The 16,764-nt window shown below is 63.5% G+C and carries 16 protein-coding genes; 8 read left to right on the top strand and 8 right to left on the bottom strand.

The window, feature by feature from the left end; translation table 11 throughout:
• Positions 1 to 9: 9 nt before the first annotated feature.
• The 3 genes from ACIPY2_RS20940 to ACIPY2_RS20930 form a co-directional block, all read right to left on the bottom strand.
• Positions 10 to 477: an SRPBCC family protein gene (locus ACIPY2_RS20940; protein WP_400268330.1), complete on the bottom strand. Its 468-nt coding sequence runs from the start codon at positions 475 to 477 to the stop codon at positions 10 to 12.
• On the bottom strand, positions 474 to 839 hold the full coding sequence (locus tag ACIPY2_RS20935; RefSeq protein ID WP_400268329.1) for an ArsR/SmtB family transcription factor: 366 nt from the start codon (positions 837 to 839) through the stop codon (positions 474 to 476). Before ACIPY2_RS20935 ends, ACIPY2_RS20940 begins: the two co-directional genes overlap by 4 nt.
• A gap of 85 nt (positions 840 to 924) precedes the next feature.
• Complete coding sequence (locus tag ACIPY2_RS20930; RefSeq protein ID WP_400268328.1) at positions 925 to 1,896, bottom strand: hypothetical protein; 972 nt, start codon at positions 1,894 to 1,896, stop codon at positions 925 to 927.
• Between the two features lie 156 nt (positions 1,897 to 2,052).
• Here ACIPY2_RS20930 and ACIPY2_RS20925 point away from each other — a divergent pair, with 156 nt between their 5' ends.
• Positions 2,053 to 2,526, top strand: a complete 474-nt coding sequence (locus tag ACIPY2_RS20925) for a DUF4383 domain-containing protein (protein ID WP_400268327.1) — start codon at positions 2,053 to 2,055, stop codon at positions 2,524 to 2,526.
• Positions 2,527 to 2,590: 64 nt separating this feature from the next.
• Here the strand turns inward: ACIPY2_RS20925 and ACIPY2_RS20920 are convergent, their stop codons facing one another.
• The 5 genes from ACIPY2_RS20920 to ACIPY2_RS20900 form a co-directional block, all read right to left on the bottom strand.
• Positions 2,591 to 2,794, bottom strand: coding sequence for a response regulator transcription factor (locus ACIPY2_RS20920; protein WP_400268326.1), 204 nt, complete (start codon positions 2,792 to 2,794; stop codon positions 2,591 to 2,593).
• A gap of 31 nt (positions 2,795 to 2,825) precedes the next feature.
• On the bottom strand, positions 2,826 to 3,644 hold the full coding sequence (locus ACIPY2_RS20915; protein WP_400268325.1) for an IclR family transcriptional regulator: 819 nt from the start codon (positions 3,642 to 3,644) through the stop codon (positions 2,826 to 2,828).
• A 90-nt stretch (positions 3,645 to 3,734) separates the two neighbouring features.
• Positions 3,735 to 4,991, bottom strand: a complete 1,257-nt coding sequence (locus ACIPY2_RS20910; protein ID WP_400268324.1) for an aminopeptidase P family protein — start codon at positions 4,989 to 4,991, stop codon at positions 3,735 to 3,737.
• A 31-nt stretch (positions 4,992 to 5,022) separates the two neighbouring features.
• Complete coding sequence (locus ACIPY2_RS20905; protein WP_400268323.1) at positions 5,023 to 6,390, bottom strand: MFS transporter; 1,368 nt, start codon at positions 6,388 to 6,390, stop codon at positions 5,023 to 5,025.
• 570 nt (positions 6,391 to 6,960) lie between these two features.
• Entirely contained in the window at positions 6,961 to 7,632 is a 672-nt protein-coding gene (locus ACIPY2_RS20900; protein WP_400268322.1) for a GntR family transcriptional regulator, read from the bottom strand.
• A gap of 151 nt (positions 7,633 to 7,783) precedes the next feature.
• Between ACIPY2_RS20900 and glyA the strand changes: the two genes are divergently transcribed.
• From glyA to purU, 7 genes are read left to right on the top strand one after another with little or no spacing between them, the layout of a single operon-like run.
• A complete protein-coding gene (gene glyA, locus ACIPY2_RS20895; protein ID WP_400268321.1) occupies positions 7,784 to 9,133 on the top strand; it encodes a serine hydroxymethyltransferase in 1,350 nt (449 codons plus the stop codon).
• Complete coding sequence (locus tag ACIPY2_RS20890) at positions 9,130 to 10,350, top strand: sarcosine oxidase subunit beta family protein (protein ID WP_400268320.1); 1,221 nt, start codon at positions 9,130 to 9,132, stop codon at positions 10,348 to 10,350. Before glyA ends, ACIPY2_RS20890 begins: the two co-directional genes overlap by 4 nt.
• 18 nt (positions 10,351 to 10,368) lie before the next feature.
• The gene (locus ACIPY2_RS20885; RefSeq protein ID WP_400268319.1) at positions 10,369 to 10,734 is read left to right on the top strand and encodes a sarcosine oxidase subunit delta; all 366 of its coding nucleotides are present in this window, start codon (positions 10,369 to 10,371) and stop codon (positions 10,732 to 10,734) included.
• A complete protein-coding gene (locus ACIPY2_RS20880) occupies positions 10,731 to 13,676 on the top strand; it encodes a 2Fe-2S iron-sulfur cluster-binding protein (RefSeq protein WP_400268318.1) in 2,946 nt (981 codons plus the stop codon). Before ACIPY2_RS20885 ends, ACIPY2_RS20880 begins: the two co-directional genes overlap by 4 nt.
• Complete coding sequence (locus ACIPY2_RS20875) at positions 13,669 to 14,307, top strand: sarcosine oxidase subunit gamma (RefSeq protein WP_400268317.1); 639 nt, start codon at positions 13,669 to 13,671, stop codon at positions 14,305 to 14,307. Before ACIPY2_RS20880 ends, ACIPY2_RS20875 begins: the two co-directional genes overlap by 8 nt.
• Positions 14,307 to 15,686 (top strand): L-serine ammonia-lyase, encoded by a 1,380-nt coding sequence (locus ACIPY2_RS20870; protein WP_400268316.1) that lies wholly within the window; start codon positions 14,307 to 14,309, stop codon positions 15,684 to 15,686. The genes ACIPY2_RS20875 and ACIPY2_RS20870 overlap by 1 nt, the downstream gene beginning before the upstream one ends.
• Positions 15,687 to 15,688: 2 nt before the next feature.
• Positions 15,689 to 16,588, top strand: coding sequence for a formyltetrahydrofolate deformylase (purU, locus tag ACIPY2_RS20865; protein WP_400268315.1), 900 nt, complete (start codon positions 15,689 to 15,691; stop codon positions 16,586 to 16,588).
• Positions 16,589 to 16,764: the final 176 nt, after the last annotated feature.

Here is a 16,764-nt window from a genome sequence, read left to right as displayed (position 1 = left end):
GACGACGGTTCAGGAAGCAAGAAGCTCATCCAGCCGCTCGTATCCTTCGACCACTCCGTAGTTCATGCCGGTTGCCAAGGCCATGTCCCGCGCCTCCACCGAGGGGTAGACCTCGTGAACCACGATCCTGGTCCGCCCATCGGTCTCCTCGAACGTGGTGGTGCTGATGCCCACCTGGTCCGGGGCGCCGTCGAACTCGAAGGTCATGATGATCAGTGCTTCGGGGTCCACTTTGTGGAAGACTCCGCGGAAGCCGAACGATGCACCGGCGTCACCGCTCTCGTAGTGCCAACTTCCGCCGGTTATGGCGTTGTATTCGGTGACGTTGATGGACGTTGTCCGTGGGCCCAGCCACTTGGCCAGCAGGTCCGGGTCCACATGCGCCTTGAATACAGCGCTGACCGGCGCATCGAATTCACGGATGGTGTCAACGAACGGAACGCCGTCCTGGGCCGTGATTGTTGTTGGATTGCTCATTTCAGTTTTCCTTCAGCCGAGGTCCCATGGGGACCTGCTTTTTTGGCGGGTCCGGCCAGGAGGTCGTCAAGCAGCCTGAACCGCTGCTCGGCAATCAGCCGGTATTTGTCGATCCAGGCGGTGAGCTGCTCAAGTGCGGCCGCGTCAAGGTGGACGGGGCGTCGCTGGGCATCGCGGGATCGCGTCACGAGGCCGGCGTGCTCAAGGACCTGGATGTGTTTGGAAACTGCCTGCTTACTGATCGCGAAAGGCTCCGCCAACTCGTTGACCGTCGCATCGCTGCGGGAGAGCCGGGCAACGATGTCCCGGCGGACCGGATCCGCGAGAGCCATGAACGCCCTGTCCAAAGCCGCGTGGTCCATGGTGCACCTTTCGTAATCAACCAAATGCTTGATCAACCATTTGGTTGATTACAACTCTACGCCGGCAGTGGACCAGACAATAGCCTTATTCGCCGCCCAATTGCCTGAAGTCGTTCTCCCACAACCGGCGCATTTCGGCATCCTTCCGGATCACTTCAAGCGTCTCCAGCTCGTCCGGAGGAGCGGGCCTGCGCGAGCGCGGAGTCAACGAGACCCGGCCCTGGTCCAGTGCCAGCAGGGCCCTGTCCGTGAGGGCATCCTGGCGCAGGGCAAGGCTGGTCTTCCTCCGCCTGAGGACTTCCTTGAGGGCGGCCTGCGCGGAGTCGAAGTCCCCGCGCGCACGCTGCGACCGAGCCCGGATCAACAGCAACGCGGCGGACAAGTCGTCCGTATTCAGCAAGCCGTTGGTCCAGATCACCACATCCCGGTGCCGCTCCAACGCAAACGCGGCAGTGCAACGGGCCAAGGCAGAGGGCAACGACGGCGGGAGTCCCGCCACTGCCTGCAGGGCCGCCTCCATCATTCCCATCTCGCGAAGGCAATGGGACAGAGCCAGGAACACGGATTCCTCGCTGAACAAGACAGGAACTTCAACGCGTTCGGCCACCTCCACACGGGTGACCACCCGCCCAAGGTACTGGGCAGAGAACTGGCTGGCGTCGTCGTCGATCCTGGTAGCCAAACCGCGCTGCAGCAGTTCCGAGGCCCGCAAGTGCCCGCCGTGCTTGTACACAAGCAACCCCGCCATCACGTGGCACAGTCCGGCCCATCCCGGCAGTTCATGCGCCAGCGCCAGGAGCCGGTCAGGATCGCTGGAGGTGAAGACGGCGTCGTGCATGGCCCTGGCCTGCCTGCTGCTAAGGAATCTCAGGCGCGGAACATCACCGGTCACCGAAAGCCGGGCGGAATTGCGTCCGCTCAGCACTCCGGACAGGGCGTCACCGAGACCGTCGGTGAGCCCCTTGACCGGCGTGCGGATGCGTCCCTCCCGGAACGGAGTCAGGTCACGGGGGTCATGGAAAATCGACGCGAATCCACCGCTGGGACCATGAGTCATGAACCCATGCTATCGGGCGCTGAACTGGCCGTATCCCCTGCTGCCAGAGGCATTTCAGGAGTATTATGGCGGCGTCGGCAAGGTTTTCCGACACCCCTTGCCGCGGGCCGGTTCTCCATGAGAAGAGCCGGATAACAGCGTGAAAGGGAGGACTTTATGACCACCGCTTCGCACCCAGCACACCACCATGCGATGGGTTTAACGCTCCACAACACCGCCATGGGCGTTGGCATTGTATTCCTGCTGGTAGGCGTGCTCGGCTTCATCCCGGGCATCACCACCAATTACGGCGCCATGACCTTCGCGGGACATGATTCCGGCGCCATGCTGCTTGGAGTTTTCCAAGTGTCCATACTCCACAACATTGTCCACCTGCTGTTTGGCGCGGCCGGCCTGGCCATGGCAAGGACGGGCCGCATGGCCCGCCTGTTCCTGATCGGTGGCGGTGCCGTTTACCTTGTCCTCTGGATCTACGGCTTGGTTATCAACCAGGGAACCGGGGCCAACTTTGTACCGTTCAACACCGCTGACAACTGGCTGCACTTCGTTCTTGGTTTGGCCATGATCGGCTTGGGCGTTTGGCTGGGCAGGGACGCGATGGATGAGACGACGTCACGGAGGGCTATGTAGTACCCCTGAATTAATGACGACGGCGGCGGTCCCTTTTTCGGGGACGGCCGCCGTTTTGCTGCCCCTAGCCGAGCAGTCGATGTTCATAGGCGAAGGCCACGAGCTGCAACCGCGTGCGAACACCGAGTTTTGTGAGGACACTCCGCAGGTGCGTCTTCACGGTTGCTTCCGAGACGAACAGGCTCTCCGCCATTTCCGCATTGGCGAGGCCTTTGGCGGCAAGCAGAAACCAGCGAGCGGATCTCCACCTGCGGGCCAGCAGATTCATCCTCCGGGATAGGCTGCTGCCCTTGCCGCGCCTAGCGGGCCGGAGGGCGGCCGCCAAGGCGGGATGTCACTTTGGCTGCAGCTTCCAGGCAGGCTTCGCCAAGGCTGGCCAACGTATCCTGTGAGACGCGGAACTTCGGAGCCGGGATAAGGACGGCCGCCACGATGTCGCCGCGATGGTCATAGACCGGTGACGCAACACCGACCTCCTCGATCGAGGTCTCGCCGAAGTTCACCGCCCAACCACGTTTGGAAGCTTCGTCAAGCCGCAGCACATAGGCTTCCACGGCCGGCTCGTCCAGGCCGGGCAAGGTGATCGAGCCACTGTGAAGGAGCTTGCGGACTCTCTCCACGTTCTCCGCCGCGAGGAAAACCTGGACGGACGAGCTCAGTGCCTCGTTGTACCTGGCCCCGAGAGGTGCCAGGTGTTTCACTTGGTGCCGGCTGGGGATCTGCTCAACGCACATCGATTCGACGCCGTTCCACACCATGAGCGCGCTGGTCTCACCTGTCCGCTCGGTCAACTCCCGCAGGACGGGATAGGCGACGCGACGCTCTTCGAGTTCCGCCAGGAGGGGGCCCGCCATGGCGATCATGCCCAGCCCCAAGCGGAACCTGCGCGAATCGACGTCGCGCTCCACCAAACCTTCTTGCTCCAAAGTGGCCAGTATCCGCGAAACGGTGCTCTTGTGCAGGCCGATGCGGCCCGCGATCTCGGTGACCCCCAAAAGCGGCTCATCGGCGCTGAAACTCTTCAAGACCGCGATGACATTGACGATGACCGATGCGCCTTTGCCTTCGCCGTTGCTGTTGCCGCTGTCAGGAGTCTCATTGGAATCCGTGGGAGTCATGGGTTCACTATATTTCGCCGCGTCGTCCGAACTTTAACCAGCCCGAAGAAGCCGGTGGGCGCTGTGCACCGCGCCCACCGCTTCATCACGCTAGGCTCCGATGATGTTGTACTCGGGGCCGAACGGGAACTTGGTAATGTTCTCGGCACCGTCCTCGCCAACAACCAGGATGTCGTGCTCACGGTAGCCGCCGGCGCCGGGCTGGCCGTCCAGGACCGTGATCATCGGTTCCATGGAGACCACCATGCCCGGCTTAAGGACAGTGTCGATGTCTTCGCGCAGTTCCAGCCCGGCTTCGCGACCGTAGTAGTGGCTCAGGACACCGAACGAGTGGCCGTAGCCGAACGTACGGTTCGCGAGGAGCCCATGGCTGACGTAGATTTCGTTGAGCTCTGCCGCGATGTCCTTACAAACAGCACCCGGCTTGATGAGTTCAAGGCCGCGCTTGTGGACCTCCACGTTAATGTTCCACAGTTCGAGCGAGCGGGCATCGGGTTCGCCGAAGAACAGGGTCCGCTCCAGGGCCGTGTAGTAGCCGCTGGTCATCGGGAAGCAGTTCAGGGACAGGATGTCGTGTTCCTGGATCTTGCGGGTGGTGGCCCAGTTGTGGGCGCCGTCGGTGTTGATGCCGGACTGGAACCAGACCCAGGTGTCACGGATCTCCGAGTTCGGGAAGGTGCGGGCGATCTCGTGGACCATGGCTTCGGTACCGATCAGGGCGACCTCGTACTCGGTGATTCCGGCCTTGATGGCGTTGCGAATGGCCTCGCCGCCGAGGTCGCCGATGCGGGCACCGTGCTTGATGACCTCGATTTCCTCGGCCGACTTGATCATGCGCTGGCGCATCGCGGCTTGTGCCACGTCAACCAGGGTCGCGTCGGCGAAGGCAGCCTGGATCTTGTTCCGGTTATCCAGCGGCAGGGAGTCATCCTCGACGCCGATCCGGCGCGGGTTGATGCCGCGGGTGCGCAGGACTTCCTGGATGGCGTGGATGTAGTTGTCCCGGCGCCAGTCCGTGTACACGAGGTTCTCGCCGTAGCTGCGGCGCCAAGGCATGCCGGCGTCGATATTTGCCGTGATGGTGACCGTGTCATCCTTGGTGACCACCATGCCGTAAGAACGGCCGAAGTACGTGAAGAGGAAGTCGGAGTAATACTTGATGGAGTGGTAGCTGGTGAGGACCACGGCGTCGAGGTCCTTCTCGGCCATGATGCGGCGGAGGCCGGCGAGACGGCGCTCGAACTCGGCGTCGGAGAAGGTCAGCGACACTTTCTCACCGTTGTTGAGGACCTTGAGGCGCTCGAGCTTGGCGACGTCGTTGACAGTCTCGTTCTGCGTGATGGTCATGGTTCTTTCCTTTCAATGGGTGTGGTTGTTTTCAGTCCTGCTGCAGCGGTTGCTTGGAAGTCTCCGCGGCGAAGAGGACTGCGATCAGGGAAACAATGGAGGCGGCCACGAGGTACCAGCCGGGTGCCAGTTGATTGTGGGTCATGCCGATCAGGAGGGTCGCCATGAACGGGGCTGTTCCGCCGAACAGGGCATTTGAGAGATTGAAGCTGACTGCGAACCCCGTGTAGCGGACCTTGGTGGGGAAAAGTTCGGCAAGGAAGCTTGGCAGGGTGCCGTCGTTGAGTGTGAGCATGCCGCCCAGCAGGATCTGCACCAACACGATCACCAGGAAGTTTCGCGTATCCAGGAGCATGAACGCAGGCACGGTCAGCAGCACGAACAGGACCGACGCAGTGAGCAGCATCCGCTTCCGGCCAAACCTGTCCGAGGCGATACCGGTCAGGAAAATGAAGCCGATGTAGCTGGCCAAGGCGATGGTGGTTGCCAGGAACGACTCCGTGGCACCGAAGCCCAGCTCTTCCGAGAGGTACGTGGGCATGTAGCTGAGGATGACGTAGAAGCCGACGGCATTCAGCAGCACAGCTCCCGTGGCGATGATCAACTGCTTCTTGTACAGCCGAAACATCGCGAACGCCGGCGCCTTTACGGCATGATCCGTCTCCGCGAGCTCGAGGAAGGCGGGCGTATCTTCGAGCTTGGTCCGGATGTACCGGCCAATCAGGCCCATCGGCGCTGCCAACAGGAACGGGAGCCGCCAGCCCCACTCGTTGAGTTGCTCCGGAGTCATGGCTGAACTCAGCAGGGCGGCCAGCAGCGATCCCAGCAACAGTCCCGCTGCGGTACTGGCAGGCACGACGGCGGCATACAGTCCGCGTCGATGTGCCGGTGCGTACTCCACCAGGAAGGCGGAAGCCCCGGCGTACTCGCCCGCAGCGGAGAAGCCCTGGACCACCCTGACCAGGAGGAGCAGGATCGGGGCCATCACGCCGATGGTTGCGTACCCGGGGATCAGTGCAATACAGAAGGTCGCTACCGACATCAGCAGGATTGAGAGGCTTAGCGCACGCTTGCGGCCAAGCCTGTCTCCGATGTGGCCCCAGATGAATCCACCGAGCGGCCTTACAAAGAAGCTGACTGCGAAGACACCGAATGTTGCCAGGAGCGCCGTTTGACGGTCGGACTCCGGGAAGAACACGGAGGAGATGATGCCTGCGAGATAGCCATAGACGGCGTAGTCGAACCACTCGACGAAGTTGCCGATGAAGCTTGCGGTGACTACTCGCCGTCGAGTGTCGCTGCCGACTGTGTGGTTCGGGTTTGCGGCGGGCGGGGTTGGATGTCCCTCGTTGGACAGATTTCCCTGGGCGGCCGCTATTGAAGGTGATTCGTTACTCATCGTCCACCAAAATGATTGGGGTTGCATTCAACGCAACGCTGTTGCACTAGAATAGATGTGAGCTGCGGCACGGTCAAGGGCTATTTCCTGCTTTGGATACTTCAGTGGGACGCGGATGTCGCGTAAGCCAACGCGCGCAGAAGGATGATCAGACCGTTGCGCCAGTTGCGACACAGTTGCTCCAGAATGGACCCTCTCTCACATCCCACCACCTTTTGAAGGTTCCTCTCTCACCTCCCGCCACCCCTCGACGGTTCCTCTCTCACCGCAGGAAGCTTGGCAGCGAGGAGCAAGGGCAACCGGCCGCCAGAAGGGCGACAGATTGTCCGGCGCGAACGAGGGTAAGACCATTACAGGGGTCGTGAGAGAGGAACCACCCGAACCCGGGCGGGACGTGAGGGAGGAACCACCCGAACCCGGGCGGGACGTGAGGGAGGAACCGCCGGAAAGGGGCGGGACGTGAGAGAGGAACCACCCGAACCCGGGCGGGACGTGAGAGAGGAACCACCCGAACCCGGGCGGGACGTGAGAGAGGAACCACCCGAACCCGGGCGGGACGTGAGAGAGGGGTTAGAGGACCTTGCGGATGGTCTCTTCGAAGCTCACAACGTGGTGCAGGGCCAGATCGGCGGCGCGCTCTTCATCGCCGTCGGCAATGGCCGTCAGGAGTTCGGCATGCTCGGAGATGTGCCCGGAAACGGAGGGCATCTTTTCCAGCATGTGGCACCAAATGCGGGTGGCCAGGTTGTCGTAGCGGATCAGGACATCCTCGAGGTGGGCGTTGGCCGAGGCCTTGTAGATGAGCCGGTGTACCTGAATGTCGTACCGCATGAGTTCCTTGGAGGAAGCATCCTGGCCTTCAAGCTCACGGATGGCCGCGGCAACCTCACGAAGCTCGGAACGCATGGCAGGGCTGGCCATTCGGGCGGCCTTACGCGAGGCAAGGGGCTCCAGCAGTTCACGAATTTCGGAGACCTCTGCAAGCTGGGTGATGTCCACCCCGGTGGCGAAGGTGCCGCGGCGGGGGTAGGAAACCACGAGGTGGTCACTCTCCAGCCGCTTGATCGCCTCCCGGACAGGCGTGCGTCCAATGCCGAGCTCGGCCGCGATCTGACCGTCGTTGATGGGGTCACCGGGCTTGATATCCAGCATGATGAGCCTGTCGCGCAGGAGCAGGTAGGCGTTTTCCGCCAGGGACGTACCCTGTGGGGCTGTTTCCAAAGCTTCCAGTGCTGCGCTCATTGCCTTCTCCCGATGCCGTACCCCCCAGTCTGCACGAGGACTTTCAGCAGATCTGTTGACGTGTATGTGATCTCCAACATACCATGGCAACAGCTCTAATATATTAGTTGACTAACAGTCAGCCACTACCCGTACTTCTAAGGAGAACACCATGGTTGCACCGTTGATCCGCCCGCTTGCACAGGCGGACCCGGAAGTTGATCAGGCGATCGCCCAGGAACTCATCCGCCAGCAGTCCACGCTGGAAATGATCGCTTCGGAGAACTTCGCCCCTACGGCCGTCATGGAAGCCCAGGGCTCGGTGCTCACCAACAAGTACGCCGAAGGCTACCCGGGCAAGCGCTACTACGGCGGCTGCGAACACGTCGATGTGATCGAACAGCTGGCCATTGACCGCTTGAAGGCGCTCTTCGGCGCCGAATACGCCAACGTCCAACCCCACTCCGGTGCACAGGCCAACGCTGCGGCAATGCACGCCCTGATCACGCCGGGCGACACCATCATGGGCCTCAATCTCGCCCACGGCGGCCACCTCACCCACGGCATGCGGATCAACTTCTCCGGCAAGCTCTACAACGTGGTTCCGTACGGCGTCCGCGAAGACACCCACACCATCGACATGGCCGAGGTGGAGCGCCTTGCCGTTGAAAACAAGCCGCAGCTGATCGTAGCCGGCTGGTCCGCATACTCCCGACAGCTGGACTTCGCAGAGTTCCGCCGCATCGCGGACCTGGTGGGCGCCTACCTCATGGTGGACATGGCCCACTTCGCTGGCCTTGTCGCGACAGGCCTGCACCCCAGCCCCGTCCCGCACGCCCACATCGTCACCAGCACCACGCACAAGACCCTCGGCGGCCCGCGCGGTGGCGTGATCCTGACCAACGACGCCGACATCGCCAAGAAGGTCAACTCGGCTGTGTTCCCCGGCCAACAGGGCGGACCACTGGAACACGTTATCGCAGCCAAGGCAGTGGCCTTCAAGTTCGCTGCAGAGCCCGAATTCAAGGAGCGCCAGGAACGCGTCCTTGAAGGTTCCAAGATCATTGCTGACCGTCTCCTCAAAGAAGACGTCGCAGCGGCTGGCATCTCCGTTGTCAGCGGCGGCACCGACGTTCACCTGGTCCTCGTCGACCTGCGCAACTCCGAACTCAACGGCCAGCAAGGTGAAGACGCGCTGCACCACATCGGCATCACCGTGAACCGCAACGCCGTTCCTTTCGACCCCCGCCCGCCGATGGTCTCCTCCGGCCTCCGCGTCGGCACCCCGGCTCTCGCCGCCCGCGGCTTCGGCGCCGAAGAGTTCACCGAAGTTGCAGACATCATTGCGACGGCGTTGATCGCCTCTGCCGCCACCGGCACCCTGGACGAGGCGACCGCCGTCGAACTCCGCGGCCGCGTTACCGCACTCGCGGAGAAGTTCCCGCTTTACCCGCACCTTTCCAACAACGGCAATGGCGCCGAATCCGTACTCGAAGCAGAAATGATTGGAGCAGCCCAGTGAGTGTCGACCACCTCCCCGAACACCCTGACTTCCTCTGGCGCAACCCGGAACCGAAAAAGTCCTACGACGCAGTGATCGTCGGCGGCGGCGGGCACGGCCTGGCCACCGCCTACTTCCTGGCAAAGAACCATGGCATGACCAACATCGCCATCCTGGAAAAGGGCTGGCTGGCCGGTGGCAACATGGCCCGCAACACCACCATCATCCGGTCCAACTACCTCTGGGACGAGAGCGCCGCCATCTACGAGCACGCGCTCAAGCTTTGGGAAATCCTTCCCGAGGAACTCGAGTACGACTTCCTGTTCAGCCAGCGCGGCGTCATGAACCTCGCGCACACCCTGGGCGACGTCCGCGAAAGCATGCGCCGCGTCGGCGCCAACCGCCTCAACGGTGTGGACGCAGAGTGGTTGGAGCCGGACCAGGTCAAGGAACTGTGCCCCATCCTGAACACCAGCGACAACATCCGCTACCCGGTCATGGGCGCCACGTACCAGCCGCGTGCAGGCATTGCCAAGCACGACCACGTTGCCTGGGCTTTCGCCCGCAAGTGCGACGAGCTGGGCGTGGACATCATCCAGAACTGTGAAGTCACCGGCTTCATCAAGGACGGCAACCGGGTCACCGGCGTCAAGACCACCCGCGGCACCATCAACACCGAGAAGGTTGGCCTCGCAGCAGCCGGCCACAGCTCGGTACTGGCGGAAATGGCCGGCTTCCGCCTGCCGATCCAGTCGCACCCGCTGCAGGCACTCGTCTCGGAACTGCATGAACCCGTCCACCCCACGGTGGTCATGTCCAACCACGTCCACGTCTACGTTTCGCAGGCCCACAAGGGCGAACTGGTGATGGGTGCCGGCGTCGACTCCTACAACGGCTACGGCCAGCGCGGTTCCTTCCATGTGATCGAGGAGCAGATGGCAGCAGCCGTGGAGCTCTTCCCGATCTTCGCCCGTGCACACGTCCTCCGTACCTGGGGCGGCATCGTGGACACCACCCTGGACGCTTCTCCGATCGTGGGCCTCACCCCGGTGGAGAACATGTTCGTCAACTGTGGCTGGGGGACCGGCGGCTTCAAGGGAACCCCGGCTGCGGGCCTGACCTTCGCCCACACCATCGCCACCGGCGCTCCGCACAAGCTCAACGCCCCGTTCGCACTGGAACGCTTCGAAACCGGTGCCCTCATCGACGAACACGGCGCCGCAGCCGTGGCCCACTAAGACAGGAAGGCAAAGGACATGCTCCTCATTTCATGCCCCAACTGCGGGCCACGCGACGAGACCGAATTCCACTACGGCGGACAGGCACACGTCCCGTACCCGGAAAACCCGAACGACCTCACGGACCGCGAATGGGCTGAATACCTGTTCTACCGCGAGAACACCAAGGGCACCTTCGCTGAGCGCTGGGTCCACAGCACAGGTTGCCGCCAGTGGTTCAACATGCTCCGGGACACCGTGAGCTATGACATCCACTCCATCTACGCGATGGGCTCCCCGCGACCGGACGCCACCGGCCAAACAGCACAAGGCCAGGCCGGCACCCCCGGGCTCGCACCCGGCGCACCCACCACTACCACCTCCCCGGAAGGAGCCCAGAAGTGACCAGCCAGAACGCCCGCCTCGCCACAGGCGGCCGCATCGACCGCAGCATCACCTGGCGGTTCACCGTGGATGGCCAGGAATTCGTTGGCCACCCCGGCGACACGATTGCTTCGGCCCTCCTTGCCAACGGCCACATCAACGCCGGAAACTCCCTCTACGAGGACCGCCCCCGCGGCATCGTCGCGGCAGGCGTCGAGGAGCCGAACGCGCTGGTAAAGATCGCAGCCCGCTTCCCCGGCCACGTAGCCGAATCCATGCTCCCCGCCACGGCTGTTTCCCTGGTGGACGGACAGAACATCGAGCTCCTGTCCGGCCTGGGCAAGCTGGACCCGGCCGAAGACAAGGCCGAGTACGACAAGAAGTACGTCCACACCGACGTCCTGGTGGTCGGCGGCGGCGTCGCCGGTTTGGCAGCTGCCCGCGAAGCAGTCCGCACCGGCGCACGCGTCATCCTGATCGACGACCAGCCCGAACTCGGCGGTTCGCTGCTTTCCGGTTCCACCGCGGAGGCCCTCGCGGAAGAGATCGAAGGCAAGCCCGCCCTCGAGTGGGTTGCCGATGTTGAAGCCGAACTGGTTTCCGCCGAGGAATGCACCGTCCTGCACCGCACCACGGCCTTCGGCTCCTACGATTCCAACTACGTCATCGCAGCCCAGAACCGCACGGACCACCTGAGCGTCCCGGCAGCTCCCGGAGTCTCCCGCACCCGTATTTGGCACATCCGTGCTGCACAGGTTGTCCTGGCGCCCGGCGCCCACGAGCGTCCGCTGGTCTTCGAAAACAACGACCGCCCGGGCATCATGCTCGCCTCGGCCGTCCGCACCTACCTCAACCGCTACGCCGTCGCAGTCGGTTCGCGCGTCGTCATCAGCACCACCAACGACTCCGCCTACCTGCTCGCCGCGGACCTGAAGGCAGCAGGCGTTCCGGTTGCCGCCGTCGTCGATGCCCGTCCGCAGATCAGCGAAAAGGCCGCAGCCGCCGTCGAATCCGGCGTCCGCGTCCTGATCGGCAGCGCCGTAGCCGACACCAGCGCAGATGAATCGGGCCGCCTTAACGGCGTCACCGTCCGCAGCATCAACGACGACGGCGAACTCACCTCGGGCGTCGAGCAGATCGCCGCCGATGTCCTCGCTGTCTCCGGTGGCTGGAGTCCCGTGGTCCACCTCCACAGCCAGCGCCAGGGCAAGCTGCGTTGGGATGACCAGCTCGCTGCGTTCATTCCGTCCAGCGTGGTCCGTGACCAGCAGGTTGTTGGCGCAGGCCGCGGAAGCTACGAACTGCAGGATTGCATCGCAGAAGGCGTTTCCGCAGGCGCGGCCGCTTCCATCGCCGCAGGTTTCGAGTCCGCTACTACCCCGTCCGAGCTGAAGGCACCCGTTGCCGGCGCCCCGACCCGCCAACTGTGGCTGGTTCCGGGCCAGACCGGCGAGCCGGGTGAGTGGCACAACCACTTCGTCGACTTCCAGCGCGACCAGTCCGTGGCCGACGTCCTCCGTTCCACAGGAGCCGGCATGCGTTCGGTGGAACACGTCAAGCGGTACACCAGCATCAGCACCGCCAACGACCAGGGCAAGACTTCCGGCGTCAACGCAATCGGTGTCATCGCCGCAGCGCTCAAGCACGGCGGCGCGGACGCTGTTCCGGGCATCGGCGAGATCGGCACCACGGCCTACCGTGCACCGTTCACCCCGGTTGCCTTCGCGGCCTTGGCCGGACGGCAGCGCGGAGAGCTTTTCGACCCGGCCCGCGTCACGTCCATCCACCCGTGGCACGTTGCCCAGGGCGCACTGTTCGAGGACGTTGGACAGTGGAAGCGCCCCTGGTACTACCCGCAGGATGGCGAGGACATGGACACCGCGGTACTCCGCGAGTGCGCCGCAGTCCGCGATTCCGTCGGCTTCATGGACGCCACCACCCTGGGCAAGATCGAGATCCGTGGCAAGGACTCCGGTGAATTCCTGAACCGCGTCTACACCAACGCGTTCAAGAAACTCGCACCGGGTTCGGCCCGCTACGGCGTCATGTGCACGCTGGACGGCATGATCTTCGACGACGGCGTGACCCTCCGCCTGGACGAGGACACCTACTTCATGACCACCACCACCGGTGGTGCAGCCAAGGTGCTGGACTGGCTCGAAGAGTGGCACCAGACGGAGTGGCCGGAACTGGATGTTGTCTTCACGTCCGTCACGGAGCAGTGGAGCACCATCGCCGTCGTCGGCCCCAAGTCCCGTGCAGTCCTGGCGAAGGTGGCCCCGCAGCTTGCCGAAAACGGCGGGCTGGAAGCCGAAAACTTCCCGTTCATGACGTTCCGCGAAACCACTCTGGCCTCCGGAGTTAAGGCCCGCGTATGCCGGATCTCCTTCTCCGGTGAACTGGCTTACGAAATCAACGTCCCGTCCTGGTACGGACTCAACACCTGGGAAGCGGTTGCTGCCGCTGGTGCCGAGTTCAACATCACCCCGTACGGCACGGAAACCATGCACGTGCTCCGCGCCGAGAAGGGCTACCCGATTGTCGGGCAGGACACCGATGGCACGGTTACCCCGCAGGACGCCGGCATGGATTGGATTGTTTCCAAGGCCAAGGACTTCATCGGCAAGCGCTCCTACCTCCGGGAAGACGCAAGCCGCGAGGATCGCAAGCACCTGGTGAGCGTCCTTCCCGTGGACCACTCGCTGAGGCTTCCCGAAGGAACGCAGCTGGTGGAGAAGGGCATTGAGGTCAACCCGGCCAACGGTCCTGTTCCGATGGAAGGCTTCGTGACCTCGAGCTACCACAGCGCCGCGTTGGGCCGTTCCTTCGGCCTGGCCCTGATCCAAAACGGCCGCAACCGCATCGGCGAGACGCTCCAGGCTTCCCTGGGCGACCAGCTGGTGGACGTGGTTGTTGGCGAAACCGTACTTTTTGATGCTGAAGGGACCCGCAAAGATGGCTGAGACAGCAACACCAGCAGAAACCGTTGCCCGCGTTCGTGAGGCCCGCCGCAGCCCGGCAGCGCACCTCGCCGAGGCGTTCGCCTCTGGTTCGGTGTCCGGCACGGTATCGCTCAAGGAAATCCCGTACCAGACCCAGGTGGGCGTCCGGGTGGACAGGACGTCCGACGCCGGCACGCGGGTTGCGTCCGTGACCGGTGGCTTGCCTGCCGCTTGCGGCGAGGTGGCCACCTCCGGTGCCATCAGCACCATCTGGCTCGGCCCCACCGAGTTCCTGGTGGTCGCGCCGGAGGAGTCCCACGACTCACTTGGTGGCTCGCTGGTGGGCGAATTGACCAATGCCCTGGGCAGCGACTCCGGCCAGGTGGTGGACCTCTCCGCCAACCGCACCACGTTTGAACTCTCGGGCAGCCGCGCACGCGCAGTCCTGGAAAAGAGCTGCTCGCTGGACCTCCACCCCCGTGTCCTCAAGGCAGGCACCGCCCTGTCCACCGAGATCGGGCACATCCCTGTGGTCCTGTGGAAGACGGAAGACGAGACCTTCCGGATCTTCCCGCGTGCGTCCTTCGCCGACTACCTGGGTCGCTGGCTCCTCGATTCCATGCGGGAGTACGCGTCGCCTGAGGTCCCGTAATGGCACTGAGCGTGCTCGACCTGTTTTCCGTTGGCATCGGGCCGTCGTCTTCACACACGGTCGGCCCGATGCGCGCGGCAAAGCAGTTCACGGACGGTCTCGAATCGTCCGGTCAGCTTCCGGCTACGGTGCGCGTCCAGGCTGAGCTCTTCGGCTCCCTGGGCGCCACCGGCCGGGGCCACGGCTCAGACAAGGCCGTGGTCCTGGGACTCCAGGGCCACTCCCCCGAAACCGTAGACACCCGGACAGCGGACGACCAAGTGGCAGCAGCTGCCCTGGACGCAGAGCTCCGTTTGGCCGGGAGCCACCGGGTGGACTTCAACTGGGACGAGGACGTGGTCCTGCACCGCCGTAAGTCCCTCCCGGCGCACCCCAACGGAATGACCTTCCGGGCCCTGGACCACACCGGAGCCGTGTTGCGGGAACGCAGCTACTACTCGATCGGCGGCGGGTTCGTGGTGGACGGCGACGTCTCCGGCGCGGACAAGGTGGTGCCTGACACCACTGTGTTGCCGTATCCCTTCACCACCGGCGACGAGCTACTGGCGATCTGCGAACGCGAGGGCAAGTCCATTTCCGACATCATGCTGGCCAATGAGCTGGTGTGGCGCACGGAAGAGGAACTTCGCGAGCGCCTCCTGGGCATCTGGGCAGTCATGCGCGAATGCGTGGACAACGGTTGCTCGGCCGAGGGCATCCTACCCGGAGGCTTGAGCGTCAAGCGGCGGGCGCCGTCGTTGTTCAAGAAACTGGCCGAAGCGGAAGAATCCAGCAACAGCGATCCCTTGCTCGCCATGGAGTGGGTGAACCTGTTCGCGCTGGCCGTGAACGAGGAGAACGCGGCCGGCGGCCGCATCGTCACGGCACCCACCAACGGGGCAGCCGGCATTGTGCCGGCAGTGCTGCACTATTACACCAAATTCGTTCCAGGAGCAGACGACGACGGCGTCGTGCGCTTCCTCCTGGCGGCGGCCGCCGTCGGAATCCTGTTCAAAATCAACGCGTCCATCTCCGGTGCCGAAGTCGGCTGCCAGGGCGAGGTGGGCTCGGCCTGCTCCATGGCTGCTGCCGGGCTGTGCGAGGTCCTTGGCGGGACGCCAAGGCAGGTCGAGAATGCCGCTGAAGTTGGCATCGAGCACAACCTTGGCCTGACCTGCGACCCCGTGGGCGGCTTGGTGCAGATCCCCTGCATCGAGCGGAATGCCATTGCCAGTGTCAAGGCGATCAACGCCGCCCGTCTTGCCCTGCACGGCGACGGCAGCCACAAAGTTTCCCTCGACAAAGCCATCAAGACCATGCGGGAAACCGGCGCCGACATGAAATCCAAGTATAAAGAGACCTCCCGTGGAGGCCTCGCCGTCAACGTAGTGGAGTGCTGACCATGACTGCCATTCAAGCTGAAACCGCCGTTCCTTCGGACGAAGGGACCACCGTGGAGCACGTCCTGACCCTGGACTGCCCCGAGGGCCCCGGCATTGTGCACGCCGTGTCCGGCTTCCTGCTGGAGCACGGCTGCGACATCATCGACAACAAACAGTTCGGCGACCGTGCCGAGGGGCACTTCTTCATGCGCGTGCATTTCGCGTCCGACGGCGACGACTCCACCGTGGATGAGCTCCGGGCCTCCTTTGCTCCGGTTGGCGAAAAGTACGGCATGAACTGGCAGCTGGAACGCCAAGGCTACAAGCGCCGCGTCCTGATCATGGTTTCCAAGTTCGGTCACTGCCTGAACGACCTCCTGTTCAGGGCTCGGATCGGCGAACTTCCCATTGACGTTGTGGGAGTGGTGTCCAACCACCTGGACCACCAGGGGCTCGCTGAATGGCACGGCATCCCGTTCTTCCATGTACCCGTCACCGCTGCAACAAAGCCCGCCGCCGAGGCACGCCTGCTGGAGATCATCGACGAACTCGACGTTGAGCTCGTGGTGCTCGCCCGCTACATGCAGGTGCTCAGCGACGATCTTGCCCGGAAGCTGGACGGCCGGGCCATCAACATCCACCACTCGTTCCTTCCGAGCTTCAAGGGCGCCAAGCCTTACCACCAGGCCTATGCACGAGGCGTCAAGACCGTGGGCGCTACCGCGCACTACGTCAACGGCGAACTCGACGAAGGACCGATCATCTCGCAGCAGGTAGTGGAGGTGGACCACACGTTCGGACCGGACGATCTCGTAGCCGCCGGTCGGGACACGGAGTGCAAGGCCCTCAGTAACGCCGTTCGTTGGCACTGCGAGGGGCGGATCATCCTGAATGGGAACAGGACGATCGTTTTGAAGTAGGTCTTGCGCTCCCCTTCTGCGGGCGTTCGCGGCTTTGTCGCGAACCGACTTCGCGGGCCCGCTGCCCGTTCGCTGTTCCGCCGGTATATATCAAGCTGTTTGTGACAGCTGGGTGGTTTTTCTGTGGTTGATTCCGGCGGTGGGTGGTATTCCTGGCGCGGTGGGTCTGCGGTGGT

Origin of the sequence: Paenarthrobacter sp. NPDC089675 (assembly GCF_044749185.1) — a bacterium.
Lineage (GTDB): Bacteria > Actinomycetota > Actinomycetes > Actinomycetales > Micrococcaceae > Arthrobacter.
Note: the sequence above shows the minus strand (reverse complement) of the source record. Positions and strands in the feature narration are given on the sequence as shown.